Genomic DNA, 24,980 nt, shown 5'->3' with positions numbered 1-24,980 from the left:
CTGCACATAGAAGCGACGCTGCGGAGGTAAAGCCATGACCGAGACGCCACTCCTCAGGGTCAAGGACATCTCGAAATTCTATGGGAGTCGCATCGGCTGCCGGAATGTCTCCTTCGACCTCTGGCCGGGCGAAGTTCTGGCGATCGTCGGCGAATCCGGTTCCGGCAAGACGACGCTGCTGAACTGCCTGTCGACGCGGCTGATGCCGACTACAGGCAGCATCGAGTACCATATGCGCGACGGGCAATATCGCGAGCTCTTCCACATGAACGAGGCAGAGCGGCGCTTCCTGATGCGCACCGACTGGGGCTTCGTACACCAAAACCCGGCCGATGGTCTCCGCATGACGGTTTCGGCCGGCGCCAACGTCGGCGAGCGTCTGATGGCCGTCGGTGACCGCCACTACGGCAATATCCGCGCGACCGCCATCGACTGGCTCGGACGCGTCGAGATCAATGCCGACCGCATCGACGACCAGCCGCGTGCTTTTTCCGGCGGCATGCGCCAGCGCCTGCAGATTGCCCGCAATCTCGTCACCTCGCCCCGCCTCGTCTTCATGGATGAGCCGACAGGTGGCCTCGACGTATCCGTGCAGGCCCGCCTGCTCGATCTCGTGCGCGGCCTTGTCCAGGATCTCGGCCTCTCCGCCATCGTCGTCACCCACGATCTCGCCGTCGCGCGGCTGCTCTCACACCGGATGATGGTGATGAAGGACGGCAATGTCATCGAGCACGGCCTGACCGACCGCGTGCTGGACGACCCGCAGGAGCCCTACACGCAACTGCTCGTCTCATCGATCCTGCAAGTCTAGGGAAAGAATGCCATGGCAACCCCTCTCGTCGTCTCCGAAGTGTTCAAGAGCTTCGTCATGCATCTGCGCGACGGCATTCGCCTGCCAGTTGTCGCCAATGTCTCATTCTCGGTCGCCGCCGGGGAGTGCGTCGTGCTCGGCGGTCCATCGGGTATCGGCAAGAGCTCGCTACTGAAAATGACCTATGGAAACTACGCCGTCGATGGTGGCCAGATCCTCGTCGTCCACAAGGACCGCATCGTCGACCTTGCGACTGCCGATCCCCGCACCGTCATCGATGTGCGCCGCCACACGATGGGCTATGTCAGCCAGTTCCTGCGCACTGTGCCACGCGTCGCTGCCATCGATGTCGTCGCGGAACCGCTGACGGCTCGTGGCGAAAGCCACATCGTGGCCCGGGAACGGGCCTCAGAACTGCTATCGCGGCTCAACCTGCCCGAGGAACTATGGCAGCTGCCGCCGGCGACGTTTTCCGGTGGCGAGCAGCAGCGCGTCAACATTGCCCGCGGCTTCATCACCGATCACGCGATCCTGTTGCTCGACGAGCCTACGGCATCGCTCGACGCGCGCAACCGCGCTGTCGTCGTGGAACTGATCGCCGCCAAGAAGAAGGCCGGCGTGGCCCTGCTCGGTATCTTCCATGACGATGAGGTGCGGGCTGCGGTCGCCGACCGCATTCTCGACGTCAGTGCGTTCTCGCCACGCACCTCCCGCGTTCCGGCCGAGGCCTGAACTTTATAAATCCAACGAGAAACCTATGGCGCCGCGAACCTGCGGCGTGAAGGTGAAACTGCGCCCGGAGACATTGAGATGACCAGGAAAATTGGCGAGCAACCCTCTATCGATCCGACGGCGCGCGTCAGCCAGTCGACCCTCGGACGCTATACCGAGGTGTCCGAGCGCTGCCGGCTCGATGAGGTCGATATGGGCGACTATTCCTACATCATGCAGGACGGTGCAGTCTGGTGCACGACCATCGGCAAGTTCGTCAATATCGCCGCCGCCGTGCGCATCAACGCGACCAACCATCCGACATGGCGGGCCACGCTTCACCATTTCACCTACCGCGCCAAGGACTACTGGCCGGATGCCGACATGGAAACCGACTTCTTCGCCTGGCGCCGTGAGAACCGCGTCATCATCGGCAACGACGTCTGGATCGGCCACGGCGCGACTGTGCTTCCCGGCGTGAAGGTCGGAAACGGTGCCGTGATCGGCGCCGGAGCAGTGGTATCGAAAGACGTCGCGCCATACACAATCGTCGGTGGGGTGCCCGCCAAACTGATCCGCGAGCGATTTTCAAAGGCTGTCGGCGAGCGGATGGATGCGCTGGCCTGGTGGGATTGGGACCACAACCGGCTGCGCACGGCGCTGGAGGATTTCCGTGCCCTTTCAGGCGCAGATTTCCTCAGCCGCTACGGTGGCTGAAGGGGCGTTTGCGACGGGATTTGTGACAGCAGTTACACAAATCTGACATCGGAGGTTCATCAACCTTCGGTATGCATTTCAACCGATAGGCGCGTTCAAACGCGCCTTTTTTGAAAGCTTCACACATGACGTGTGTCGTCGCGAAAAGAGAGACCAGATGTTCGAACTCAGGGATGTAACCCGCACTTTCGGAAACAAGATCGCTGTCGATTCCGTGACGCTGGACATCCCGCAGGGCCAAATGGTCGGCATCATCGGTCGATCGGGCGCTGGCAAATCGACGCTGCTGCGCATGATAAACCATCTCGCACTTCCCTCGTCGGGCTCCATCCACTTCGCTGGCGCCGAGGTTTCGGCATTTCGCGGCAAGGCCCTGCGCAACTGGCAGCGAGACTGCGCGATGATCTTCCAGCAGTTCAATCTCGTGCCCCGCCTCGATGTGCTCACCAACGTCATGCTCGGGCGGCTCAACCACCGGCCGACGGCGCTCAGCCTGCTCAATATCTTCACCCGCGAAGAACGGATCGATGCCATCATGGCGCTGGAGCGCCTCGGTATCGAGCAGACGGCAATGCAGATGGCAGGCACCCTTTCCGGCGGCCAGCAGCAGCGTGTGGCAATTGCCCGGGCGCTGATGCAGAAGCCGAAGATGCTGCTTGCCGACGAGCCGATCGCTTCCCTCGATCCTCTGAATGCGAAGATCGTCATGGATGCGTTGCGCGACATCAACGAGCGTGACGGTATTACCGTCATCACCAACCTGCATACGCTGGATACAGCCCGCAATTATTGTGAACGCATCATCGGCATGGCGTCCGGCCGCGTCGTCTTCGACGGTCCGCCTTCCGCGCTGACCGCCGACGCGGTCAATGCGATCTACGGCACCGATCGGGATGGCGCGGGCATCGACGAGACGATGACGTCGACGAGCATCAATACTGCCAGCTTGCCTGCTGCAAGCGTGGCTCAGCAATCTGCCGGCGCCTCGCCGCTGGCACTGGCCGGTCTCTGAGGGAGAGACCGGGATCGAAGGCCCACGTCACGGGTGCATCCATTCAGACCGAACATCCGGGGACACCGGTTAATCAGGAGACGAAACCCATGTTGAAGAAGACACTTCTTGCAGCCACGGCGATCCTTTCGCTCGTCGGCCAGGCTGCATCCGCAGCCGACCTCAAGGAATTCCGCGTCGGCATTCTCGGCGGCGAGAACGAAGCCGACCGTCTGCGCAACTACGCCTGCCTTGCCGATCATCTCAAGGAAACCTTCGGTTTCGAAAAGGTCTCGCTGTTCCCGGCTGCCGATTATGACGGCGTTATCCAGGGCCTGCTGGGCGGCACGCTCGATTTCGCAGAACTCGGCGCCTCCGGTTATGCCGCGACCTTCATCAAGGATCCGAAGGCTGTCACCCCTATCCTGACGACGCAGCAGGCCGACGGCGCGACCGGCTACTACTCCATCGGTCTGGCCCTGAAGTCCTCCGGCATCAAGACGATCATGGATGCCAAGGGCAAGAAGCTCGGCTACGCAGACCCTGATTCGACCTCGGGCTATCTCGTTCCGCTGACACAGATCCCGAAGACCACGGGCGTTCCGAACGACAAGTTCTTCGGCTCGACCCAGTTCAACGGCGGCCACGAGAACAACCTGCTCGCAGCCTATGACGGAAAGGTCGATGTTGCAGTCGACGATTCCTCCGGCATCGGCAACTTCAAGGATGGCTACACATCCGGGACATTCCGCAAGGAAGTCAACAAGGGTGCCGTCGACCCGAACAAGCTGGTCGAAGTCTGGCGTTCGCCGCTGATCCCGAACGGCCCGCTGGTCGTTTCCAACAAGCTCGGCACTGAATGGCAGACAAAGCTGGCCGACTTCTTCACGCAGTTGCCGACCAAGGACAAGAAGTGCTTCGACGCCATCGAAGGCGGCGACTTCAAGGGCTACGTTCCTGTCAAGGCCGACTTCTACAATGCAATCGTTGAAGTCCGCAAAGCAGCTATCGGCGGCTGATCCGAGATCACTGAAGGCGGCCGGTCCCACCGGCCGCCTTTTTGACGTGCCTGAACTCCGTTTCCGACGAGCAGCGTTTCATGACCCTAGCCGACACCCATTCGCAGACGCCAACAGCGCAGCAGATCGGCGACAGCTGGGCGAGGCAGGTCGCGCGCCGGCGGGTCTACACGATTTTCGGACTTCTGGTGCTGCTGGCGGCCTTCGTCTCGTCGATGCAATTTGCCAATGACAGCAATGCCGGACACTTCTTCGAGCGCCTGCCGCATCTCTTCGACTTCGTCAGCTGGCTGGTTCCGAAAGACTGGAACGACGTCTGGCGCGCCCTCTTCGACATAGCCAGCCCCAACGATCCGGGAACGGGTGGCGAGGAGTTCAATTTCCCGCGCGGTCGCGTCTATGTCTTCGGCGATTTCTACATCCCCGAATATTTCGAACTGATGCTCATCACCATCAACGTGGCGCTGGTGTCGACGATCATCGGCTTCATCTTTGCCCTGCCGCTGTCGTTCATCGCATCGCGCAACCTGACGCCGTCGAAGCCTTTGCGGATTGTCGTCAAGCGCGTCATGGAGGTGCTCAGGGCCTTTCCGGAAATTGTCATTGCCGGGCTGTTTGCCGCAATCATCTCGATAGGGCCGGTCTCGGCCATCATCGCCGTCGGCCTTCACTCGATTGGCGCGCTGGGCAAGCTGTTCTATGAGACAATCGAAAACGCCGACATGCGGGCCGATGAAGGCATCCGCTCGGTCGGTGCCAGCTGGAGCGAGCGGGTACGCTTTGCGACCCTGCCGCAGGTCCTGCCGAACTTAATGTCCTATACCCTGCTCCGGGTGGAGATTAACGTCCGTGCCTCGACGATCATCGGCGCCGTTGGCGGCGGCGGCATCGGCGAGGAGCTGAAGCTCTCCATCTCGCGCGGCTTCGGCGCCAAGACGATGGCGTTGATCCTGCTACTGTTTGTCACCATTCTCGCCGTCGACCAGTTCTCCGCCTGGCTGCGCAAGCGGCTTGTTGGCGAACACGCCTTCCTGCTGCATCACTGAGGCTCCCATGACGCTGACCGACGCAAGCCATGCGGCATCCATCGAAGAGCGCTTTCCGCAAGCCTTCAACCCACCCCTCCACAAGCGCTTCGGCGGCCTGCTGGTGGTGATCGGGCTGCTGCTCTACGCCCTCTATTCCGTCTGGTTCTTCCAGCTGCCGAAGATCCTTGGCGAAGCTCACTGGGACCGTGTCGGCATCTTTCTCAGCCAGTGGGTCAGCTACGACGTGCAGCCGGAGTTTCGGCTCTCCGGAGACCAGGTGGCGCCGCATTATCCGCGCTTTTCGCCGCTCGGCGACGATCCGCATCCGGATTGGGTAAAAGCCAACGCCGGCGGCAGCACGACGGTAGAGGTTGCCGGCAAGGCCAAGATGATCGAGATCACCAAGGCGGAGGTGACAGTCGTTGCCAACGGCGAGCGGGTCGCAGTATCGCTTGTAAGCGGCCAGCCGAAGGTGATTGGCCCTGTGCCTGCCTGGATGACCGCCTATGACGACAACGTGCTTGCCGACCTCGGCTTTGCCGGTGACGTCAGCATCGACAACGACCGGGTCAAGATCCGCAAGCGCTTTCTAGGCTGGCCGAACTTCATCTTCGATACGGGCTCGAAGTTTTTCGAGAAATCACCTTCCGAAGTCGCAACCCTGCTCTTCAGCGGGCCACAGCTGGTCAAGGGCCAGTCCAACTGGTCGCTGGCATTCGACGATTTCTGGAACAACAACCAGTGGCAGCACGGCGATGTGCTGACGAAGCTGCTACAGACGATCGTCATGGCATTTCTGGGCACGCTGCTCGGCGCCATCGTTTCCTTTCCGCTGGCTTTTCTGGCGGCGCGCAACATCACATCGAGCCGCATCGTCAATCACATATTCAAGCGTTTTTTCGACTTCCTGCGGTCTATGGACATGCTGATCTGGGCGCTGTTTTTCACGCGGGCCTTCGGACCGGGGCCGCTGGCAGGCAGCGCGGCGATCTTCTTTACCGAGACCGGCACGCTCGGCAAGATCTACGCCGAAGCGCTGGAGAACATCGACGACAAGCCACGCGAAGGCATCCAGTCGACCGGTGCATCCGAAATGCTGGTGCAGCGCTACGGCGTGATGCCGCAGATCGTGCCGATCATCGTCAGCCAGACGCTCTACCAGTGGGAATCGAATGTCCGCGGTGCAACGATCATCGGTGCGGTCGGAGCCGGCGGTATCGGCCTCAAGCTTTGGGAGGCGATGCGTACCAACAAGAACTGGGAAAACGTCGCCTATATGGTGCTTCTGACGCTAGCCGTGGTAATGATCTTCGATGCCGCTTCCAACGCCCTGCGGACGCGGCTCATGGGAACCCGGAACGAGCGATAAAGACGGCATACCGCGCGTTTGATCATCATTCTGTCACGGAAATCTTTTAGCGCAGAGCCATCTTGCCGTCGGTGGAAAAATCACGTCACTGTGCGCTCCCCGCATGACCCAAGGATGGCCACTTGCGCTACGCCCTCTACTTCACGCCGCCGCATGACGATCCGCTGACGACGGCGGCCAGCCGCTGGCTTGGCCGCGATGCGTTTACCGGCGAGACGTTTCCGGCAGCAGATGCCGGTGATATCACCGCAGACGAGCGGGTGGCGATAACGGAAGATCCTCGTCGCTACGGTTTTCATGCCACGCTAAAGGCGCCTTTCGAGCTTGCCAGCTCTGTCACCGAGCGCGATCTTCTGGAAGTGGCTGCCGAATTTGCTGCGAAAACGCCGGCGTTCACGCTGCCGGAGCTTGTTCTCGGCCAGCTCGGGCGCTTCTTTGCGCTGGTGCCGGGCGATCTGTATCCGACGCTGCAGGAGTTCTCCGCCGACGTCGTGCGCTCGTTCGAGCCCTTCCGCGCCGCGTTGTCGGAGGCAGATATTGCCCGCCGCAAACCTGAACAACTCGATGACGCCCACCGCGCCAATCTGCTTCGCTGGGGATATCCCTATGTCATGGAGCAATTTCGTTTCCACATGACCCTGACCGGCCAGGTATCGTCCGAGCGCCAGGATGCGTTCAGGACCGTGCTTGGCGATAAATTTGCCGATTATATTGGCCGCCCCCTTCCCATCTCCGGCCTCGCCGTCTTCGTCGAAGAGACACGCGGCGCGCCATTTACCGTCCGCGCCTGGTTACCCCTCGCCCACGCTTCAAGCTGAAAGACCGTCTGACATGTCCCAGGAAACCATCCTCTCCAATGCCCGTATCATTCTCGAAGATCAGATCGTGTCGGGCACCGTGATCATCCGCGACGGCAAGATCGCCGAGATCTCCGAGGGAGTGTCCGCTGTCGGAGAGGATTTCGAGGGCGATTATCTGATGCCAGGCCTCGTGGAGCTGCATACCGACCATCTGGAGTCCCATTACTCGCCGCGGCCCGGCGTGCGCTGGAACAAGACGGCGGCCATCCAGGCGCACGATGCGCAGATCGTCACCTCGGGCATCACCACCGTGTTCGACTGCCTGCGCATGGGCTCCGACGAGGATGACGGCTTCGACCACGGCGAGATGCGCGACATGGCCGATGCCATCGAGGCGGCACAGAACGACGGCCGGCTGCGCGCCGACCATCTGATCCACCTGCGCTGCGAGGTGTCTTCGGAAAACGTTCTCGAGCATTTTGCTGATTTCCAGCAGGACAACGCCGTTCGCCTCGTGTCGCTGATGGATCACGCGCCGGGCCAGCGCCAGTTCCAGACGATGGACAAGTACATCTTCTACTACCAGAAGAAGCGTGGCCTGACCGACGAGGCTTTTGCGGTCTTCATTGCCAAGCGCCTCGAGGAGTCGGCCAAGTATTCGACGCCGCACCGCGAAGCCATAACCAAGATCTGCCACGAGCGCGGCATCACCATTGCCAGCCATGATGATGCGACGCTAGAGCACGTCGATGAAGCCGTTGCCTATGGTGTCCGCCTGGCGGAGTTTCCGACCAGCGTGGAGGCCGCCAAGGCCTCGCATGCTGCCGGCATGAGCGTACTGATGGGGGCCCCGAACATCGTCCGTGGCATGTCGCATTCCGGCAATATCGCTGCACGGGACCTGGCGGAACTCGGCGTGCTCGACGTGCTGTCGTCGGATTACGTGCCGTTCAGCCTGCTGCATGCTCCATTTATTCTTGCCGACGAAGTCGAGTCGATCTCGCTGCCGAAGGCGATTGCGATGGTGACGGCAACCCCAGCCCGCACCGTCAGCCTCGACGACCGGGGCCGCATCGCGGTCGGATTGCGCGCCGATCTGGTGCGCGTGCGCCGCGATACCGGCGTGCCTGTGACACGCGCGATTTGGCGCGAAGGACGAAGGGTCGCCTGATGGCCGGGCTTGAGGCCAATCCTGAGACCGGCAATGCCGAGCCGGCCACATCAGGCATGATGGTGGTGGTGGTCGGCCCAAGCGGCGCCGGCAAGGACACGCTGATCGGCCGCGCCGCAGAATATTTTGACGGACGGACGGATGTGCATTTTGCCAGGCGCGTCATTACGCGCGGCGAGGACGCGGGTGGCGAAGACCATGTCAGCGTCTCCGAGGGTGGGTTCGACGCGATGGAAAGGGCCGGCAGTTTTGCCATATCCTGGGATGCACATGGCCTGAAATACGGGATCCCGGCCGCCGTTCGCCAAGAACTGGCACAGGGCAACATCGTCATCGCCAACGGCTCGCGATCGGTACTCGATCGCTTCAAGGCGGCCTTCCCGAGACTGACGATCATCAACGTCACAGCCCGGCCTGAAGTGCTGGCCGAGCGCCTGGAGACGCGCGGACGTGAAACCCGTGCTGATATCCTGAAGCGCCTGGAGCGCGGCTCGCTGATCGTGCAAGGCGACTTCAATGTCGTCACCATCGATAACAGCGGCACGCTGGATGCCGCGACGCATGCGATGATCGATGCGCTCGAGGCGATACTCCGCGGCTGAGGGCGGGTCTGGTTCTACTAGTGGGCCTCGTCCCAGTTGTCGGCAGCGCGCGCATCGACTTTGAGCGGCACGCTCATCTCGACGGCCGGCATGGCGGCATTTTCCATGACGGAGACGATGACCGGCTGGGTCCGCTCGACATCGCCATCCTCTACTTCGAAAATCAATTCGTCATGGACCTGCAGCAGCATGCGGACGCGCTCGCCGAGCCCGGCTTCAGACAATGCCGGCTCGATCTGGATCATCGCTCGCCTGATAACGTCTGCGGCCGAACCCTGGATCGGTGCATTGATGGCGGCGCGTTCGTTGAAAGCCCGCATCGAAGGATTGGACGAGCGGATTTCCGGATAATGGATGCGGCGGCCGAAGATGGTCTCGACATAGCCCTTGTCCCGGGCATAGGCCTTGGTGGCCTCCATGTAGTCCTTGATGCCGGGGAAGCGCTCGAAGTAGCGCTTGATGTATTCACCGGCCTCGGAGCGCTCGATTGATAGCTGGTTGGCAAGGCCGAAAGCCGAGATGCCGTAGATGATGCCGAAGTTGATCGCCTTGGCGCGACGGCGCACGTCCGACGGCATGCCCTCGACCGGCACACCGAACATCTCCGAGGCCGTCATCGCATGGATGTCCACGCCGTCGGAAAACGCCTGGGTCAGCTGCGGAATATTGGCGACATGGGCCAACACGCGCAGCTCGATCTGGCTGTAATCGGCCGACAGCAGCTTGTGACCGGGTGTCGAAACGAAGGCCGTGCGGATCTTGCGGCCTTCAGCGGTGCGCACCGGAATATTTTGCAGGTTCGGCTCGGACGACGACAGCCGGCCGGTGGTGGTCGCGGCCAGCGAGTAGGATGTGTGGACGCGCTTGGTCAAGGGGTGGATGTAGCCTGGCAGTGCGTCGGTGTAGGTCGACTTCAGCTTGGTCAACTGGCGCCAGTCGACAATCTTGCGCGGCAACGGCAGACCCTCGGCGGCCAGATCCTCGAGCACGCTTGCCGAGGTGGACCACTGTCCGGTCTTAGTCTTGCCGCCCCCGGCAAGGCCCATCTTGCCGAATAAAATATCACCGAGTTGCTTGGGCGAGCCGATGTTGAAGCGCTCGCCGGCCAGTTCATAGATCTCGTCCTCGAAGGCTGCCGCTTTCTGGGCGAGTTCGCCGGAGAGCCGTGACAGGATCTGGCGATCGACAGTGATACCGCGCTCTTCCATGCGGGCCAGCACCGGCACGAGCGGCCGCTCCAGGCGCTCATAGACCGAGGTCAGTTTCTGCGCGGCGAGGCGCGGCTTCAGCACCATCCACAGCCGCAGCGTCACATCGGCATCCTCGGCGGCATAGGCCGTGGCCTTGTCGATGGCGACACGGTCGAAGGTGACGAGCGACTTGCCGCTGCCGGCGACATCCTTGAAGGCGATGGGCTTGTGCCCGAGCCAGCGCTCGGACAGCGTATCCATGCCATGGGTCGTGGCACCGGCATCGAGCACGTAGGACATCAGCATGGTGTCGTCGAACCCCCAGGTGATGATGCCGTAGCGCTTCATCAGCAGGTAGTCGTATTTGAGGTTCTGGGCCACCTTGAGGACGGACGGGTCCTCCAGCAGTCCCTTCAGCAGGGCCAGTGCATCGTCCATGGGTATCTGGTCCGGCGCCAGCTTGACGCCGTCGCTGAACAGATCCTCGCTGCCGGTCTTGTGGGCAAGCGGCACATAAGCGGCGTGGATGGTGAGGCCCGACGCATCGGCGGGATCGGCGTAGGCAAGCGAGAAACCGACCAGATCCGCCTGCATGACATCGATCGAGGTGGTCTCCGTGTCGAAGGCGACCAGGCCGGTCTCACGGCAGGCGGCAATCCAGTTTGAGAGCGTTGCAAGGTCGCGGACGGTGACATAGGCAGAGGCATCGAGTTTGGCGGCGGCGAAACTTTCGGCGCGGCTTCTGGCAAGATCGGTTGGCGTTGCACCCCGATGCGGCGCCTCGACTGCCAGCGGATCGGTCGGCGACGACTTGATCGCCTCTTCGGAGCGCTCTCCCTCGGTGACCGAGGCGAGCGTGTCCATGTCGGGGCCGTGAGCCTCGGCAACCAGCTCGACGGCGACGACCGCCGCCTCGATGCCAGCAGCATTCGCACCTGTTGCATCGGCGACGCGGCGGGTCAGCGAGGTGAATTCCATGGCCTTCAGGAAGGCGATGAGTTTCGGGCCATCCTGCGGCTCGAGTGTCAGGTCCTCGAGCGGTACGTCGAGCGGAACGTCGGTGCGCAACTTGACCAACTGGCGCGACAGCCGTGCGAGATCGGCATTGGCAATGATGCTTTCGCGGCGTTTCTGCTGCTTGATCTCGCCGGCCCGCGACAGCAGCGTTTCGAGATCTCCGAACTCTTCCAGAAGCTGGGCTGCGGTCTTCGGACCGATCCCGGGAATGCCCGGCACATTGTCAGTGGAATCACCGGTCAGCGCCTGCAGATCGATCATCTTCTCCGGCGCGACGCCCCATTTCTCGACGACATCGGGAACGCCGATCTGCTTGTCCTTCATCGCGTCGTACATATGCACGTTCGGCGTCACCAACTGCATCAGGTCCTTGTCGGACGAGATGATGGTGACATCGGCGCCGGTGGCTTCGGCCAGCCGCGCATAGGTGGCAATGATATCGTCGGCTTCGAAACCCTCGGTCTCGATGCACGGAAGATTGAAGGCGCGGGTCGCCTCGCGGATCAGACCGAACTGCGGCACCAGGTCCTCGGGCGGCGCCGAGCGGTTGGCCTTGTAAAGATGGTAGAGATCGTTGCGGAACGTCTTTGAGGAATAGTCGAATATGACGGCAAAATGGGTGGGTGTTACCCCGACATCGGTGTTGCGCGCGTCACGCAGCAACTTCCACAGCATGTTGCAAAATCCCGACACGGCATTCACCGGCAAACCATCGGATTTGCGGTTGAGCGGCGGAATGGCGTGGAAGGCGCGGAAAATGAAGCCCGAGCCATCGACGAGGAAGAGATGATCACCATTTTTCATGCCGGAATGGATAGCCTGCGGCATGCCCGAGGTCCAGACCGCGTTGCCTGCTTTTCGCTAAGGGATGCAGCGCCCGGCGTCACCGAAACGTTACCGATTTGTAACGGCCCCGACGAGACCGTTCCCTTGAAAAGCCGCATTTGGGTTAGCATTTCTCTCTCACCGGCGCTTAACAAACGTCGCGGGTCTGGTCGCCGGCATGTCCCCTGCCGCATCAGACTTGGACAAAGGCCTCCCCCCTCTCCGGGCCTTTGTCCCCATTTTTAGCCGCCATGGTTTCCCTCCAGGCCATGGCGGCTTTTTCCATTGAAGCAGAAGTTCTGCAACCCGCTCGGCTACGACCTATCGCTGGCGATTTACGCGTTGTTTCGGCTTGAAATTGCGCATAAGCACACGTCATGGGATACTGTCTAACAGACTCTGCAGCCTATCTGGCCGGCCAGCTTGCAAAGAGTTTCAATCGCTCCTTGCACCAACGGGCGGCAGGAATTGGCTTCTCTCCCGGACAGTTTCCGATCCTGGTCGAATTGTGGGCCGAGGATGGCCTGACGCAGAAGCAACTGCTGGAGCGCGTCGACATCGAACAGGCCACCATGGCAAACACGCTTTCGCGCATGGAGCGCGATCAACTGATCAAACGAAAGCCTCATCCTTCCGACAAGCGGGCTCAGCTCGTCTCCCTGACGGAAAAGGGATCTGCCATGCAGCAAGACGCGCTCGACGCAGCCATTGCTGCAGACGAGGATCTTTTCAAAGGTTTCAGGGTCTTCGAGCGTGAGTTGTTGCTGGCATATATTCGGCGCGTCCTCAACAATGCGAAGCGCCTCTAGCGGCGACCGCCGCTATTTCATATTCTGCCGACCGCGACGGGCGACTGCACAGCCGATTTCGGCTCGAAACACCCCCCGCTTTGGTCTATCGTCTTTCCAAATCGGAAGAAGGACCATCCATGACTGCCATATCCCCCATTCTCGACCGCGCCGACCAAAACCTGCCCACCAGCCTCGACAAGCTGTTCGAACTGCTGAGGATCAAGTCGATTTCCACCGATCCTGCATTCAAGCCGGAATGCCGCAAGGCGGCAGAGTGGCTGACGGCCTATCTGGTATCGATCGGCTTCGAAGCCTCGGTTCGCGATACTCCCGGCCATCCAATGGTCGTCGCGCACCACGCAGGCGCCAGTGCCGATGCGCCGCACCTGCTGTTCTACGGTCACTACGACGTGCAGCCAGTCGACCCGATCGAGCTCTGGGAGAACGACCCTTTCTCGCCAGCCATCAAGGAGATCGGCGATGGTCGCAAGGTCATCACCGGCCGTGGCACGTCGGACGACAAGGGCCAGCTGATGACTTTCGTCGAAGCCTGCCGGGCGTACAAGGACATCAACGGCGCACTCCCCTGCCGCATCACCATACTCTTCGAAGGCGAAGAGGAATCGGGCTCGCCATCGCTGAAACCTTTCCTCGAGGCCAATGCCGCCGAACTGACGGCAGACTATGCGCTCGTCTGTGATACCGGCATGTGGGATGCCGAAACGCCGGCAATTGCTGCCGGTCTCCGTGGATTGGTCGGCGATGAAATCGTCGTCACGGCCGCAGACCGCGATCTGCATTCCGGCATGTTCGGCGGACTTGCCGCAAATCCGATCCATATCCTCGCCGACATCGTCGCCGGTCTGCATGACGAAACCGGCAGGGTCACGCTTCCGGGCTTCTACGACGGCGTCAACGAGACGCCTGCCGATATCAAGGCAAGCTGGGAAAAGCTCGACGCCTCGGCGGAAAAGCTGCTCGGCGAAATCGGACTGTCGATCCCATCAGGCGAAAAGGGGCGCTCCGCTCTGGAACTGACCTGGGCGCGTCCGACAGCCGAGGTCAACGGCATCACAGGTGGTTATACGGGCGACGGCTTCAAGACCGTCATCGCCTCGAAGGCATCAGCCAAGATATCCTTCCGGCTAGTCGGCGACCAGAACCCGGCGGCCATCCGCGACAGCTTCCGCGCCTATGTAAAGTCGAAGATCCCGGCCGATTGCTCCGTCGAGTTTCACGGTCACGGCGGTTCTCCGGGCATCCAGCTCTCCTATGAATCGGCACTGCTCAACAAGGCTAAGGCAGCCCTCTCCGACGAGTGGCCGAAGCCTGCCGTCGTCATCGGCATGGGCGGCTCCATTCCCATCGTCGGCGATTTCCAGAAAATGCTCGGCATGGAATCGCTGCTGGTCGGGTTCGGCCTGAACGACGACCGTATTCATTCGCCGAACGAGAAGTATGAGCTCGCCTCCTATCACAAGGGCATACGCTCCTGGATCCGGATCCTCGACGCTCTCGCATCATAGCAATTGATGCCGGCAAGCAAGAGGCAGCCACTAAGCCGCTTGCTTGCCGGCGTCACGATCATCATAAATGACAGGACGGCCAAAATTCGATTCGACAAATAGGATCAAGTGGTATATCGATTGATTAAACGATTAACCATTTGTTGTGATGTCATTGGCTATCAACCGTTCCGGACCTAATCTCAGCCGCATCGCGGCATCGCTCGGTGTCTCCGTCGCCAGCGTCTCCAATGCTCTCTCTGGCAAAGGCCGGGTATCCGCCGAACTCGGCGACCGTATACGGGCGACCGCAGCGGCCCTCGGTTATGTGCCGAGCCAGGCAGGGCGGGCGTTGCGGACAGGCAGAAGCGCGGTGCTTGGCCTTGTCCTGCCCGACATCGCCAATCCGCTCTTCCCGCAAATCGCACAGGCTATGGAATACGCTGCCTCGGTTGCCGGCTACGGGATGCTGATCGCCGATTCGCGTGGCGATATCGGCCACCAGACCGACGCTATTAACCGTCTGCTGGAGCGCGGCGTGGATGGCATGATCATTGTCCCCCGGCGCGGCACTCGGATTGCGGACATCGGCTGTCCTGTAGCCGTCATCGATACGCCATCGACGCCGGGCAACACCGTCTCTGCCGATCACTGGCAGGGCGGCGTGCAGGTGGCGCAACATCTGTATGATCTCGGGCATCGCAAGATCATACTGCTCGGCAACAACCCCGCCTCCAATGTTCAGAACGACCGCATCGGCGGCCTGAAATCAGCGTTCGACGCGGGCGTCACCACCGGCGTCATGTGGATCGAAAAAATCGAGGCCGAGCATGGCGCAGGCTGCATGCTGGGACTTGCGGAAAAAGTCAGACAAGGGTTCACAGCCTTTGCTGCCATCTCGGATCTCGCTGCGCTGCGGGCCCTGACAGAATTGCAGCAGGCAGGCATACCCGTGCCGGATAGTGTCAGCGTTACCGGGTTCGACGACCTGATCTGGTCCTCGGTTGTTACCCCCGGCATAACGACGATGCGGATGGACATGCCGGCTATCGCCAAGATTGCCGTCGGCGCGCTCGTCGACGTCATCGAAATGGGCGCCCGCGAACAGTCTTTGGCAGAAGAGATCCCGCACGCCAGCCGCATCGTCACGGCGGCGGTTTCACGGGTACCGATGCGGCTTATAGCGCGTCAGTCCTCCGGTCCCCCCGGAGCGGCAATGCAGGAACCCGGTGGAGATCCCGTCCCATGAAATGGCTGCTGAGCACGTCCATCGCGGTTTGTTGCCTTGTTCCGCTGACTGCCGGCGCTGCGGACAAGACGCTGACGATCTCCGTCTATGCGTTTGCCCAGGACGACTACAAGAAGCTGGTCTACGATCCATTCGAAGCGAAATGCGGCTGCACGCTGGTCGTGGAGACCGGCAACAGCGTCGAGCGGCTGGCAAAAATGGAGGCGAACAAGGCCCATCCGGTGATAGACATGGCAGTCGTCTCGATGGCCGATGCGCTACAGGCGTCCCGCGCGGGCCTCACCGACAAGATCGATACGGCCAGGATTTCCAATTTCGACAAGCTTTACGACATCGCCAAGGACCCGAACGGCGACGGGATGAGTATCGGCTACACCTTCTACGCCACGTCCATCGCCTATCGCCCCGATAAAATGAAGATCTCATCCTGGGCCGATCTCCTGAAGCCCGAATATGTGGGTCATATCGCCTTCCCGAATGTGACGACTAACCAGGGACCGCCGGCGCTCTACATGCTGGGCGAAGCGATGGGCAAGAATACGCCGGATCTCAAAGCGCCGATTGCCGCGATCGGTGAAAACAAGGACGACATCGTCACCTTCTACGAAAAGTCCTCGCAACTGGTGCAACTGATGCAGCAGGAGGAAATCTGGGCAGCGCCGATCGGCCGCTTTTCCTGGGCCGGTTTCACCAAGCTCGATGTCCCCGTTGCCTGGGCCAACCCCAAGGAGGGCCAGACCGGTGGCATGAATGTCATGATCCTGACCAAAGGTTCGAAGAACCGGGATCTTGCGTTGCAGTTCATGGATTTCTGGCTTTCGACGGATGTGCAGACCGCTCTCGGCCAGAAGCTGGTCGACAGCCCTGCCAACAAGGAGGTCAAGCTGCCGTCGGACATCACCAACAACCTGACCTTTGGCGAAGACACCGCCAGGAGCCTCAAGCTCATCCCCTCCGCTCTGGCGCTCGACGAGCGAGAGGCCTGGGTGAAGGAATGGAACGAGACTGTTGGACAGTAAGCCGCCGGCGCGGAATATCCAAATTCAGCACCGCAGATATCATCTAGACGACGACGCCTGTGGGAAAGATCTGCATGTTCCAGAATAGAGGCGAGGCCTTGGCGCTGGCGCTCCCGGCAGCACTGTTTGCAGCAGTGGTTTTCCTGGTGCCGGTTATCCTGCTCTTGGCGGAGGGGTTTCATGCGTCTGATGGGGCCTTGTCGATCGGTGCCTATACGGCATTTTTCTCCGAGACGCTCAATCGTACCGTCTTCCTGCGCACGCTACGCCTGGGCCTTGAGGTCACAGTCGTTTCCGCGGTCATCGGTTACGCCGGCGCATTTGCCATCGTCAACCTGCCGCCGAAGAACAAGGGCCGCATGGTTGGCCTTGTCGTGCTGCCGTTGATGATTTCACCGGTTGCCCGCACCTATGCCTGGATCGTCATCCTCGGCCGTACAGGAATCGTCAACGAAGCGCTGATGGCGCTGCATGTGATAGACACCCCGTTCCGCATTCTCTTCAGCGAGACCGCAGTCTTTCTCGGTTTGCTGCAATTGTTCCTGCCCCTGATGATCCTGTCGCTGATCAGTGCGCTTGAAAACATGCCGAAAGACGCGATCGCCGCCGCGCGGGTGCTCGGTGCAAACTGGCTGCAGGTGTTCTGGAGGGTTATCCTGCCTCTCACCCGCGAAGGGCTGGTGATTGGCGGCACACTGGTTTTCACCGGTTCGCTGACGGCCTACATCACGCCTGCGATCCTTGGTGGCTCCAAGGTGCTGATGCTGGAAACGCTGCTCTACCAGCGGGTCACGGTTTCCAGCGATTTCATCTCGGCGAGCGTCATTGCCTTCATCCTCATCCTGATGAGCTTCGGCGCCAATCTGCTGCTGAAACGTGTCGCGACCGCAAGGAGCCGCATATGAGCCGCCGGCTGTTTTCACCGATCGCCCTGTTTTTGCTGCTGGTCTTCCTGATCGGGCCGTTCGTCATCATTGTCGCCGCCTCGCTTTCAGCCGGCGAGACACTGGCTTTTCCGCCTCAGGGACTGTCGCTGCGTTGGGTGGAAAAAGTCTTCACCGTCGACAGCTTTCGCGCCAGCTTTGCCATGTCCATGCTGCTTGCGGTCGGCGGCACCCTCTGTGCACTTATCCTGGGCGTGCCGGCCGCCTATGCGCTCTCCCGCTACAGGCTGCCATTTGCCGAGACCATCCGCACGGTCGTGTCCGCGCCCATCATCGTGCCCGGTATCATCGTCGGGCTCTCCATCCTGCGATATCTCGTCGTGCCCTTCGGCTTCAGCATTACCGCCGCGCTGTTTTGCGCCCATACGGCGCTGGTGCTGCCCTATGCCGTACGCGTTGTCTCGGCCAGCCTCGACAACCTGCGCTCTGACATCGAGGAGGCCGCAGTGCTGCTCGGCTCTTCGCGGACGGGCGCCTTCTTCCGCGTCGTGTTGCCGAATATACGCGGCGGCGTGCTGGCGGCGTTTATCCTCGGGTTCGTTACCAGCTTCAATCAGGTGCCGGTGTCGCTGTTTCTGTCGGGCCCCGGAATCCAGACCCTGCCGATCAACATGCTCGGCTACATGGAGACGACCTACGATCCGTCCGTGGCCGCCCTTTCGGCGTTGCTCGCCTTCCTGTCGATCGGCATCGTTTTTCTGGCCGAACGCTTTCTAGGATTTTCCCGCTATGTCTGACGCCTCCTATCTCACGCTCCAGAAGCTGACGCTTGCCTACGGCAGCACCGTTGCCGTCAGGGATCTCGACCTGATGATCGGTCGGGGGGAACTGGTGGCGCTGCTCGGCCCGTCCGGCTGCGGCAAGACGACGACAATGCGCGCTATCGCCGGACTGCTTACGCCTTCCTCAGGCAAGATCAGCCTGGACGGTGTCGACATCACCCGTGTTTCCGCCAATAAACGGGCGGTCGGCCTGGTCTTCCAGTCCTATGCCCTCTTCCCGCATCTTTCCGTCTACGAGAACGTCGCCTTCGGATTGCGCCTGAAGGGCCTGCGCGGCGGCGACCTCGATGCACGCGTCGGCGCTGGCCTGACGTCGGTGGGCCTTGGCGATTTTTCGCACCGCAAGCCCGGCGAACTCTCGGGCGGCCAGCAACAGCGCGTAGCGTTGGCGCGCTCGATGGTGATGGAGCCTAAAGTGCTGCTGCTCGACGAGCCGCTGTCCAATCTCGATGCACGTCTCAGGCTGGAAATGCGCACCGAACTGCAGCGGGTCCAGAAGGAAACCGGTGTGACGATGATTTTCGTCACCCATGACCAGATCGAGGCGCTGGCACTGGCCGACCGGATCGTGGTCATGCGGAATGGCGCAATCGAACAGATGGGCACGCCGGAGGACATCTATAATCGACCGGTCTCCGCCTTCGTTGCCGACTTTGTCGGCTTCGAGAACATCTTTCGCACCGAGAGCACCGGGATGAAAGCGGCAGGTGGCGCCGTCTCGCTGTCGCAACCCGTGCCATCGGGCGCCGCGGGGCTTGCATGGCGTCCGCGTGCGGTCACGCTCGGCGTCGGTCCGTTCCGAGGCATCGTCCGGGGCACGTCGTTTGCCGGCAACACACGCGAATACCTGCTCGATACGCCGCTCGGTCCCATCAAGGCCGAAGTCGGAGCGGCTCTAGCTGCGCATCCGATGGGCAGCGAACTCGCATTCGATCTGCCGGTCGATGCAGCAGCGGTGCTGGAAAGGTTCGGGTGAAACATGGGGGTCTGGATCGATACCGACATGGGCTTCGACGACATCGCCGCCATTCTGGTGATGGCGCATTCGGGGCTTGAGATCGACGGTGTCTCGCTTGTGATGGGGAATGCCCCGCTCGAACAGGTGAAAGCCAACGCAGCCAGTGCGGCCGCATTTTTCGGCTGGCGCTTTCCAATCCACAGCGGGCGGGCAATGCCGGTCCTATGCGAGTTGGAAACAGCCGAGGCGGTCCTTGGCTCACGCGGAATTCCCACGCTGGGAAGGACGCTGCCGGCAGCAGAGCCGCTGCCTCCCGGCAATGCCTTTGCCGCGCTTTGCCACTGGCTTGAGACCAACGAAGGTCCCTGCCGGATCCTGGCGCTCGGGCCTCTCAGCAATATCGCGGCGCTGGCGCTGGCGCGGCCCGATCTTGCGTCACGCGTGACAGAACTGGTCTGGATGGGCGGTGGCGTCACGTCTGGCAATCATACGGCATCGGCAGAATTCAACGCCTTTGCCGATCCGGAGGCGCTCGCTATCGTCCTTGCCCACGGCCTGCCGCTGCGCATGGTCGATCTTGATATCTGCCGCAAGGTTATCACCACCTCGGAGGACGTCGATGCTCTCCGCCTGGCATCCGGCGAAAGAGCCGCGTTGCTGGCCGATCTTCTGGGCGGATACGTGGCGATTGGAACCAGTCGCGGTCGTGCGGGCATGGCGCTTTACGATCCGACTGCCGCTGCCATCTTCGTTGCGCCCGACATCGCCGACTTTCAGCCTGCGCGCATCGATGTGGAGTTGCAGGGACGCCACACGCGGGGACGGACGGTCGTGGAAACGCGCGCCTCGCATGGCATTTTCAACGCGCACTATGCCGCCGGGATCGATGCAGCCAGGGCTCGCGTCATCGTCATGCGTGCCCTCGTCGACGAGGCCAGCCGATGACCGATACCGTCTCTCGAGATCCTTCGGATCTCAACGATCCGGCTCTCAGGGCGCGGGCCTGTTCCGCAGCACGGGGAGATACACCGTTTGATGTGATGATCACCGGCGGTCGACTCGTCAACATGGTCACAGGGCAAATCGACAACTGCGATATCGGACTGACGGGAGCCCTGATTGCCAGCGTGCATCCGGCCGGCAGCCGAACTGACGCCAGCGAAATCATCGATGCAGCCGGCGCATTCGTGTCGCCGGGGCTTATCGACACGCATATGCACATCGAAAGCTCGATGATAACGCCTGCGGCCTATGCGGAATGCGTCATACCGCGCGGCGTTACGACGATCGTCTGGGATCCACACGAGTTCGGCAATGTCCACGGGTTGCCCGCCGTGCGCTGGGCTGTGGAGGCCACGCGGTCCCTGCCTTTGCGAGTGATCACCCTTGCGCCTTCCAGCGTTCCCTCGGCACCGGGACTGGAACGGGCCGGCGCGGATTTCGATGCGGCTGTGATTGCCGAGATCCTGTCCTGGCCCGAGATCGGCGGCGTTGCCGAAGTGATGAATATGCGCGGGGTCATCGATGGCGATCCGCGCATGACCGGCATCGTCAACGCCGGCCTTGCTTCAGGCAAGATCGTAGCAGGCCACGCGCGGGGTCTGGAGGGAGCCGATCTCAACGCCTTTATGGCGGCTGGCGTGACATCGGACCATGAGTTGACCTCCGGCGCCGACTTTCTGGCAAAACTCTCGGCCGGACTGACCATCGAACTGCGCGGCTCGCATGATCACCTGCTGACGCAATTCGTGGACGAAATCAAAAAGCTCGGCCATATGCCGCAGACCATCACGCTGTGCACCGACGATGTCTTTCCCGACGAACTCTATCGGGATGGCGGTCTTGACGATGTCGTGCGGCGGCTGGTGCGCGATGGCCTGCGTCCAGAGTGGGCTTTGCGCGCAGCGACCCTGAATGCCGCTATGCGCTTGAACCGGCCTGACCTCGGACTGATTGCCGCCGGTCGGAGGGCCGACATCGTGCTGTTTGAAGATCTCGAGGAATTCCAGGCGAGGCTCGTGCTCGCCAACGGCAAGCGCGTTGCCTCCCATGGCAAAGCGCTGTTTACAGCGGCGAGGCTCGATCCGGAGCCATTGCGCCATTCCGTCAAGCTGGAACCGCTTTCCGAAGACGATTTTCGCGTGTCGGCCGACGGAGACAGGGTGCGCATCGCCACCATAGACCAGCCGCGATTTACGGCATGGGGCGAGATGGCTGCCGATGTTGCAGGCGGCTTCGTCGTTCCGCCGCCGGGAACGACCATGCTTGCAATCGCACATCGACATGGCCACGTCGATGGTAGGCCGCGCATCGGTTTTCTGACCGGCTGGGGTGAATGGCGAGGTGCTTTCTGTACGACTGTATCGCATGACAGCCACAACCTGACTGTGTTCGGTGGCAATGTGCGCGACATGACGCTGGCTGCGAACGCCGTGATCGCCGCCGGCGGCGGTATGGCGGCGGCCTCGAACGGCAGGCTCGACGCCATCTTGCCGCTACCGCTCTCCGGCCTTGTCAGCGAGGCTGGGCTGGAGGAGATCGCGGCGGGGTTTGGCGCCATACGCAAGGCCATGACGCGGGTTGTCGACTGGAAGCCGCCCTATCTGGTGTTCAAGGCGTGTTTCGGCGCGTCGCTCGCTTGCAACATCGGGCCGCACCAGACCGACCGTGGCATTGCCGACGTAACAACCGGCCGGCTGCTGGAAAGTCCGATTCTCTGAGAGCATTGTCGGCCTAACCTTTGCCATGCCTAAAGCGTGGCAAAGACATGGGCACTGCCGCGCACGGTCACCTCGACGGCGCTGCCAATGGTAGGAAGGCCTATCCCGGAGCATTTGACCATCAGTGTGGAGCCGCCGTTCTGTTCGGCGAGACGCAGCGTGACGATGCAGAGCGCGCCGCCGAACTCGATGTCGTCCACGGTTCCCCGGCATCCCGTTCCGTCCAGCGCGCCTTCGGCAAGGGAGAGATGAAGCTGCTCGGGGCGCAACATGATTTCGGATCGGCCACTTTGCGCTGGCGCGTCCGTTACGATCCGACCCAGCACGCAATCAGCAAAGCCCTCTCCGAGATCGGCAGGCAGAAGCAGTGCGTCCCCGAGAAACGTTGCCGTTTCCCGATCGACAGGCCGGAGGTAAAGGGACTGGGGCGGGCCTGCCTGGACCAGTTGTCCACAGCGCAACACGGCAACCTGATCGGCGAAGGACAAGGCCTCGGCCTGATCGTGGGTAACGAGAATTGCGGTAATACCGGCCGTCTGCAAAACTCTCGCCACGGCCTTGCGCATGTTTTCGCGCAGCCCGGTGTCGAGTGCCGAAAAGGGCTCGTCAAGAAGCATCAGCTTTGGCTTGCGGGCGAGCGCACGAGCCAGTGCGACACGCTGCTGCTGGCCGCCGGACAGCTGATGCGGGCGTCGATCGAGCATGGCATGATCGAGCTCGACCATATCCACGAGGTCGCGAATGATCTTGCTGCGGTCAGCGACGCCGCGCTCGATGCCGAAGCCGATGTTTTCGGCCACGCTCAGATGTGGAAAGAGGGCTCCGTCCTGGGAGACTATGCCGATGCCCCGACGATGCGCAGGCACGATGGAAGGTCCATCGGCCAGTGTCTCGCCCTGCAGAACGACGCGGCCATGATCCGGCTGTTCGAAGCCGGCGATGATACGCAGCAACGTCGTCTTGCCGGAGCCGGACGGGCCAACGATAGCGGTGCGGCTGCCAACTTCCACCTGCAGGTCGATGCTGTCGAGCGCCAGGACAGGGCCGTAGCGCTTGCTGATATCTTGGATTGTCAGGAAGGTCATTGCCCGGCCGTTCGCTTGGATTGCATGTGAAGAAGAAGGGTGAGCGGCAACGACAGCACGACCATCATCAGGGCATAGGGGGCGGCCGAGACATAGTCGATCTCGCTGGTCAACGACCAGAATTTTGTCGCCAGCGTCACGGTGCCGTTTGGTGACAGCATCAGCGTTGCCGTCAGCTCGTTGGTGATGCCGAGCGCGACGAGCGCGACGCTCGCCGCAGCGCCTGGGGCCGCAAGCCGCATGGTAATCTGGCGGACTGCCTGAGCTGGCGTGCGGCCAAGGGCCATGGCTGCGCGCTCCAATTCTACCGGCGCCTGGGCGATGCTGGCCCTGAGGCCGACCATGGCACGCGGCAGAAACAGCAGCACGTAGGCGACCAGCAGCGTTGCAAATGTCTGATAGAGCGGCAGGATCATTCGTACGGTGATCGAGACGAGCGCCAGCGCCACGACAACGCCCGGCAGCGAGCCCACATAATAGTGGCATGCTTCGAGCAGCCGTTGCAGTCTGCCCGGCGCACGCACGGAGAGCCAGGCCATCGGCGCTGCAGCGACCGTTGCCAGGATGCCGCCGGCGATTGCCAGCACCATTGTCTGCGCGAAGGCCGATCCGAGCATATCCATCCGCCAGATATCGGCGCCGCCGATCACCAGCCAGCGCGCGAGCGTCACGAAGGGCACGCCCAGAGCCAGCCCTGCCGTGATAACCGGCAACAGGATGCAGAGCGGCGCGAGGCGGCCGAGACGGCGGCGATCTGCCGGACGGGCAGCACCGGAGCCGACACGGGCGTATCGTTCATTGCCGCGGATCAGCGCATCCAGGCCAAGCATCAGCAGGCAGCACAGCACCAGCACGCCGCCGAGCATATTGGCGGCCGGGCTGTTGTAGGCAGACTGGAACTGATCGACGATGGCGGTCGCGAACGTATCGAAGCGGATCATGATGAACAGGCCGTATTCGGCCAGGAGATGGAGACCGATCAACAACGAACCGCCGCAAATCGCCAGTCGCAACTGCGGCAGTACGGCGCGGAAAAAGACGCTCCAGGGCCCCAGCCCGAGAGAGGCGGCCGCATCCTCGATGGCCGGATCGAGACGGCGCAAGGCGGCTGCGACCGGGAGGTAGAGAAAGGGATAGTAGGCGAGAACCGAAACGAGCACGCCGCTCAACAGGCCGCGCATGCCCGGAACCAGGCTGACCCAAGCGTAGCTGTGAACGAAGGCAGGAACTGCGAGCGGCGCCGCCGAGAGCCACGACCATATCCGCGCGCCGAAAATGTCGGTGCGTTCGGTAAGCCAGGCGAGCGTAACCGCAAGGATGATGCAGAGCGGCAGCGTGCAGACTTCGAGCAGCACAGTGTTGATCAGCAGTTCACCGACGCGATTTCGAAAGACCAGCGCGATCACCTGCTGCCAGCCGGTCTGGATAGTAATCCAGACTATGAAGCCAAGCGGCAGGAGGCTTAGCAACGACACGAGGGCAGCAACAACGAAAACCGGCATGTTCGGCAAGCGGCCGCGAGACGCTGCCGGCCGTGTCAGGCGCAGGGCATCGGCCGGAGAGCCGGGTGCGGCTTGGCTATTCTTTTGCAGCATGACGGCTGCCCTCATTTCTGAACACAGCACCGCGATCGCCCGTAGGCGATCGCCGATGACAATGCGTGGCGCTGTTGCCAA

General features: G+C 61.7%; 22 protein-coding genes. 19 read left to right on the top strand and 3 right to left on the bottom strand.

Annotated elements, in window-relative coordinates; translation table 11 throughout:
- Nucleotides 1-34 precede the first annotated feature (34 nt).
- The 10 genes from phnK to phnN all read left to right on the top strand — a co-directional run bounded on the left by phnK (nt 35) and on the right by phnN (nt 9,219).
- Entirely contained in the window at nt 35-811 is a 777-nt protein-coding gene (gene phnK / locus PR017_RS16345; protein ID WP_111215949.1) for a phosphonate C-P lyase system protein PhnK, read from the top strand.
- A gap of 12 nt (nt 812-823) precedes the next feature.
- Nucleotides 824-1,543: a phosphonate C-P lyase system protein PhnL gene (gene phnL, locus PR017_RS16340; protein ID WP_111215948.1), complete on the top strand. Its 720-nt coding sequence runs from the start codon at nt 824-826 to the stop codon at nt 1,541-1,543.
- 78 nt (nt 1,544-1,621) lie between these two features.
- Complete coding sequence (locus PR017_RS16335) at nt 1,622-2,239, top strand: DapH/DapD/GlmU-related protein (RefSeq protein WP_111215947.1); 618 nt, start codon at nt 1,622-1,624, stop codon at nt 2,237-2,239.
- A 157-nt stretch (nt 2,240-2,396) separates the two neighbouring features.
- On the top strand, nt 2,397-3,251 hold the full coding sequence (phnC, locus tag PR017_RS16330) for a phosphonate ABC transporter ATP-binding protein (protein WP_111215946.1): 855 nt from the start codon (nt 2,397-2,399) through the stop codon (nt 3,249-3,251).
- Nucleotides 3,252-3,340: 89 nt separating this feature from the next.
- Nucleotides 3,341-4,249, top strand: a complete 909-nt coding sequence (gene phnD / locus PR017_RS16325; protein WP_111215945.1) for a phosphonate ABC transporter substrate-binding protein — start codon at nt 3,341-3,343, stop codon at nt 4,247-4,249.
- Between the two features lie 80 nt (nt 4,250-4,329).
- Entirely contained in the window at nt 4,330-5,295 is a 966-nt protein-coding gene (gene phnE, locus PR017_RS16320; protein WP_111216885.1) for a phosphonate ABC transporter, permease protein PhnE, read from the top strand.
- A gap of 7 nt (nt 5,296-5,302) precedes the next feature.
- A complete protein-coding gene (phnE, locus tag PR017_RS16315) occupies nt 5,303-6,646 on the top strand; it encodes a phosphonate ABC transporter, permease protein PhnE (RefSeq protein ID WP_111215943.1) in 1,344 nt (447 codons plus the stop codon).
- 122 nt (nt 6,647-6,768) lie between these two features.
- Nucleotides 6,769-7,464, top strand: coding sequence for a DUF1045 domain-containing protein (locus PR017_RS16310; RefSeq protein WP_111215941.1), 696 nt, complete (start codon nt 6,769-6,771; stop codon nt 7,462-7,464).
- 13 nt (nt 7,465-7,477) lie between these two features.
- A complete protein-coding gene (locus PR017_RS16305; protein ID WP_111215939.1) occupies nt 7,478-8,617 on the top strand; it encodes an alpha-D-ribose 1-methylphosphonate 5-triphosphate diphosphatase in 1,140 nt (379 codons plus the stop codon).
- Nucleotides 8,617-9,219, top strand: a complete 603-nt coding sequence (gene phnN, locus PR017_RS16300) for a phosphonate metabolism protein/1,5-bisphosphokinase (PRPP-forming) PhnN (protein ID WP_240538818.1) — start codon at nt 8,617-8,619, stop codon at nt 9,217-9,219. The genes PR017_RS16305 and phnN overlap by 1 nt, the downstream gene beginning before the upstream one ends.
- Nucleotides 9,220-9,236: 17 nt before the next feature.
- Here phnN and polA read toward each other — a convergent pair whose 3' ends face one another.
- Nucleotides 9,237-12,230, bottom strand: coding sequence for a DNA polymerase I (gene polA, locus PR017_RS16295; RefSeq protein WP_111216881.1), 2,994 nt, complete (start codon nt 12,228-12,230; stop codon nt 9,237-9,239).
- 398 nt (nt 12,231-12,628) lie between these two features.
- On the opposite strand from polA, the gene PR017_RS16290 reads away from it, so the two are divergent.
- The 9 genes from PR017_RS16290 (at nt 12,629) to PR017_RS16250 (ending at nt 22,219) form a co-directional block, all read left to right on the top strand.
- Nucleotides 12,629-13,060 (top strand): MarR family winged helix-turn-helix transcriptional regulator, encoded by a 432-nt coding sequence (locus PR017_RS16290; protein WP_111215937.1) that lies wholly within the window; start codon nt 12,629-12,631, stop codon nt 13,058-13,060.
- Between the two features lie 119 nt (nt 13,061-13,179).
- On the top strand, nt 13,180-14,568 hold the full coding sequence (locus PR017_RS16285; RefSeq protein ID WP_111215935.1) for a M20/M25/M40 family metallo-hydrolase: 1,389 nt from the start codon (nt 13,180-13,182) through the stop codon (nt 14,566-14,568).
- Nucleotides 14,569-14,728: 160 nt separating this feature from the next.
- Complete coding sequence (locus PR017_RS16280; protein WP_206423106.1) at nt 14,729-15,796, top strand: LacI family DNA-binding transcriptional regulator; 1,068 nt, start codon at nt 14,729-14,731, stop codon at nt 15,794-15,796.
- Nucleotides 15,793-16,815 carry an ABC transporter substrate-binding protein gene (locus PR017_RS16275; RefSeq protein ID WP_111215932.1) on the top strand — a complete coding sequence of 341 codons (1,023 nt, stop codon included), beginning with the start codon at nt 15,793-15,795 and terminating at the stop codon, nt 16,813-16,815. Before PR017_RS16280 ends, PR017_RS16275 begins: the two co-directional genes overlap by 4 nt.
- Before the next feature lie 74 nt (nt 16,816-16,889).
- Nucleotides 16,890-17,720: an ABC transporter permease gene (locus PR017_RS16270; protein WP_111215928.1), complete on the top strand. Its 831-nt coding sequence runs from the start codon at nt 16,890-16,892 to the stop codon at nt 17,718-17,720.
- Nucleotides 17,717-18,496 carry an ABC transporter permease gene (locus PR017_RS16265; protein WP_111215926.1) on the top strand — a complete coding sequence of 260 codons (780 nt, stop codon included), beginning with the start codon at nt 17,717-17,719 and terminating at the stop codon, nt 18,494-18,496. The genes PR017_RS16270 and PR017_RS16265 overlap by 4 nt, the downstream gene beginning before the upstream one ends.
- Nucleotides 18,489-19,517 carry an ABC transporter ATP-binding protein gene (locus PR017_RS16260; protein ID WP_111215924.1) on the top strand — a complete coding sequence of 343 codons (1,029 nt, stop codon included), beginning with the start codon at nt 18,489-18,491 and terminating at the stop codon, nt 19,515-19,517. Before PR017_RS16265 ends, PR017_RS16260 begins: the two co-directional genes overlap by 8 nt.
- Before the next feature lie 3 nt (nt 19,518-19,520).
- Complete coding sequence (locus tag PR017_RS16255) at nt 19,521-20,444, top strand: nucleoside hydrolase (protein ID WP_111215922.1); 924 nt, start codon at nt 19,521-19,523, stop codon at nt 20,442-20,444.
- The gene (locus PR017_RS16250) at nt 20,441-22,219 is read left to right on the top strand and encodes an adenine deaminase (RefSeq protein WP_111215919.1); all 1,779 of its coding nucleotides are present in this window, start codon (nt 20,441-20,443) and stop codon (nt 22,217-22,219) included. The genes PR017_RS16255 and PR017_RS16250 overlap by 4 nt, the downstream gene beginning before the upstream one ends.
- A gap of 29 nt (nt 22,220-22,248) precedes the next feature.
- Here PR017_RS16250 and PR017_RS16245 read toward each other — a convergent pair whose 3' ends face one another.
- Entirely contained in the window at nt 22,249-23,304 is a 1,056-nt protein-coding gene (locus PR017_RS16245; RefSeq protein WP_111215916.1) for an ABC transporter ATP-binding protein, read from the bottom strand.
- The gene (locus PR017_RS16240) at nt 23,301-24,899 is read right to left on the bottom strand and encodes an ABC transporter permease (protein WP_111216877.1); all 1,599 of its coding nucleotides are present in this window, start codon (nt 24,897-24,899) and stop codon (nt 23,301-23,303) included. Before PR017_RS16240 ends, PR017_RS16245 begins: the two co-directional genes overlap by 4 nt.
- Nucleotides 24,900-24,980: the final 81 nt, after the last annotated feature.

Source organism: Rhizobium tumorigenes, from assembly GCF_003240565.2.
Classification (GTDB): Bacteria; Pseudomonadota; Alphaproteobacteria; order Rhizobiales; family Rhizobiaceae; genus Rhizobium; species Rhizobium tumorigenes.
Note: the sequence above shows the minus strand (reverse complement) of the source record. Positions and strands in the feature narration are given on the sequence as shown.

Bases quoted from the DNA above. Each gene is read 5' to 3' on its own strand.
- phnK (WP_111215949.1), top strand. From the start codon at position 35: ATGACCGAGACGCCACTCCTCAGGGTCAAGGACATCTCGAAATTCTAT.
- phnL (WP_111215948.1), top strand. From the start codon at position 824: ATGGCAACCCCTCTCGTCGTCTCCGAAGTGTTCAAGAGCTTCGTCATG.
- PR017_RS16335 (WP_111215947.1), top strand. From the start codon at position 1,622: ATGACCAGGAAAATTGGCGAGCAACCCTCTATCGATCCGACGGCGCGC.
- phnC (WP_111215946.1), top strand. From the start codon at position 2,397: ATGTTCGAACTCAGGGATGTAACCCGCACTTTCGGAAACAAGATCGCT.
- phnD (WP_111215945.1), top strand. From the start codon at position 3,341: ATGTTGAAGAAGACACTTCTTGCAGCCACGGCGATCCTTTCGCTCGTC.
- phnE (WP_111216885.1), top strand. From the start codon at position 4,330: ATGACCCTAGCCGACACCCATTCGCAGACGCCAACAGCGCAGCAGATC.
- phnE (WP_111215943.1), top strand. From the start codon at position 5,303: ATGACGCTGACCGACGCAAGCCATGCGGCATCCATCGAAGAGCGCTTT.
- PR017_RS16305 (WP_111215939.1), top strand. From the start codon at position 7,478: ATGTCCCAGGAAACCATCCTCTCCAATGCCCGTATCATTCTCGAAGAT.
- phnN (WP_240538818.1), top strand. From the start codon at position 8,617: ATGGCCGGGCTTGAGGCCAATCCTGAGACCGGCAATGCCGAGCCGGCC.
- polA (WP_111216881.1), bottom strand. From the start codon at position 12,230: ATGAAAAATGGTGATCATCTCTTCCTCGTCGATGGCTCGGGCTTCATT.
- PR017_RS16290 (WP_111215937.1), top strand. From the start codon at position 12,629: ATGGGATACTGTCTAACAGACTCTGCAGCCTATCTGGCCGGCCAGCTT.
- PR017_RS16285 (WP_111215935.1), top strand. From the start codon at position 13,180: ATGACTGCCATATCCCCCATTCTCGACCGCGCCGACCAAAACCTGCCC.
- PR017_RS16275 (WP_111215932.1), top strand. From the start codon at position 15,793: ATGAAATGGCTGCTGAGCACGTCCATCGCGGTTTGTTGCCTTGTTCCG.
- PR017_RS16270 (WP_111215928.1), top strand. From the start codon at position 16,890: ATGTTCCAGAATAGAGGCGAGGCCTTGGCGCTGGCGCTCCCGGCAGCA.
- PR017_RS16265 (WP_111215926.1), top strand. From the start codon at position 17,717: ATGAGCCGCCGGCTGTTTTCACCGATCGCCCTGTTTTTGCTGCTGGTC.
- PR017_RS16260 (WP_111215924.1), top strand. From the start codon at position 18,489: ATGTCTGACGCCTCCTATCTCACGCTCCAGAAGCTGACGCTTGCCTAC.
- PR017_RS16255 (WP_111215922.1), top strand. From the start codon at position 19,521: ATGGGGGTCTGGATCGATACCGACATGGGCTTCGACGACATCGCCGCC.
- PR017_RS16250 (WP_111215919.1), top strand. From the start codon at position 20,441: ATGACCGATACCGTCTCTCGAGATCCTTCGGATCTCAACGATCCGGCT.
- PR017_RS16245 (WP_111215916.1), bottom strand. From the start codon at position 23,304: ATGACCTTCCTGACAATCCAAGATATCAGCAAGCGCTACGGCCCTGTC.
- PR017_RS16240 (WP_111216877.1), bottom strand. From the start codon at position 24,899: ATGCTGCAAAAGAATAGCCAAGCCGCACCCGGCTCTCCGGCCGATGCC.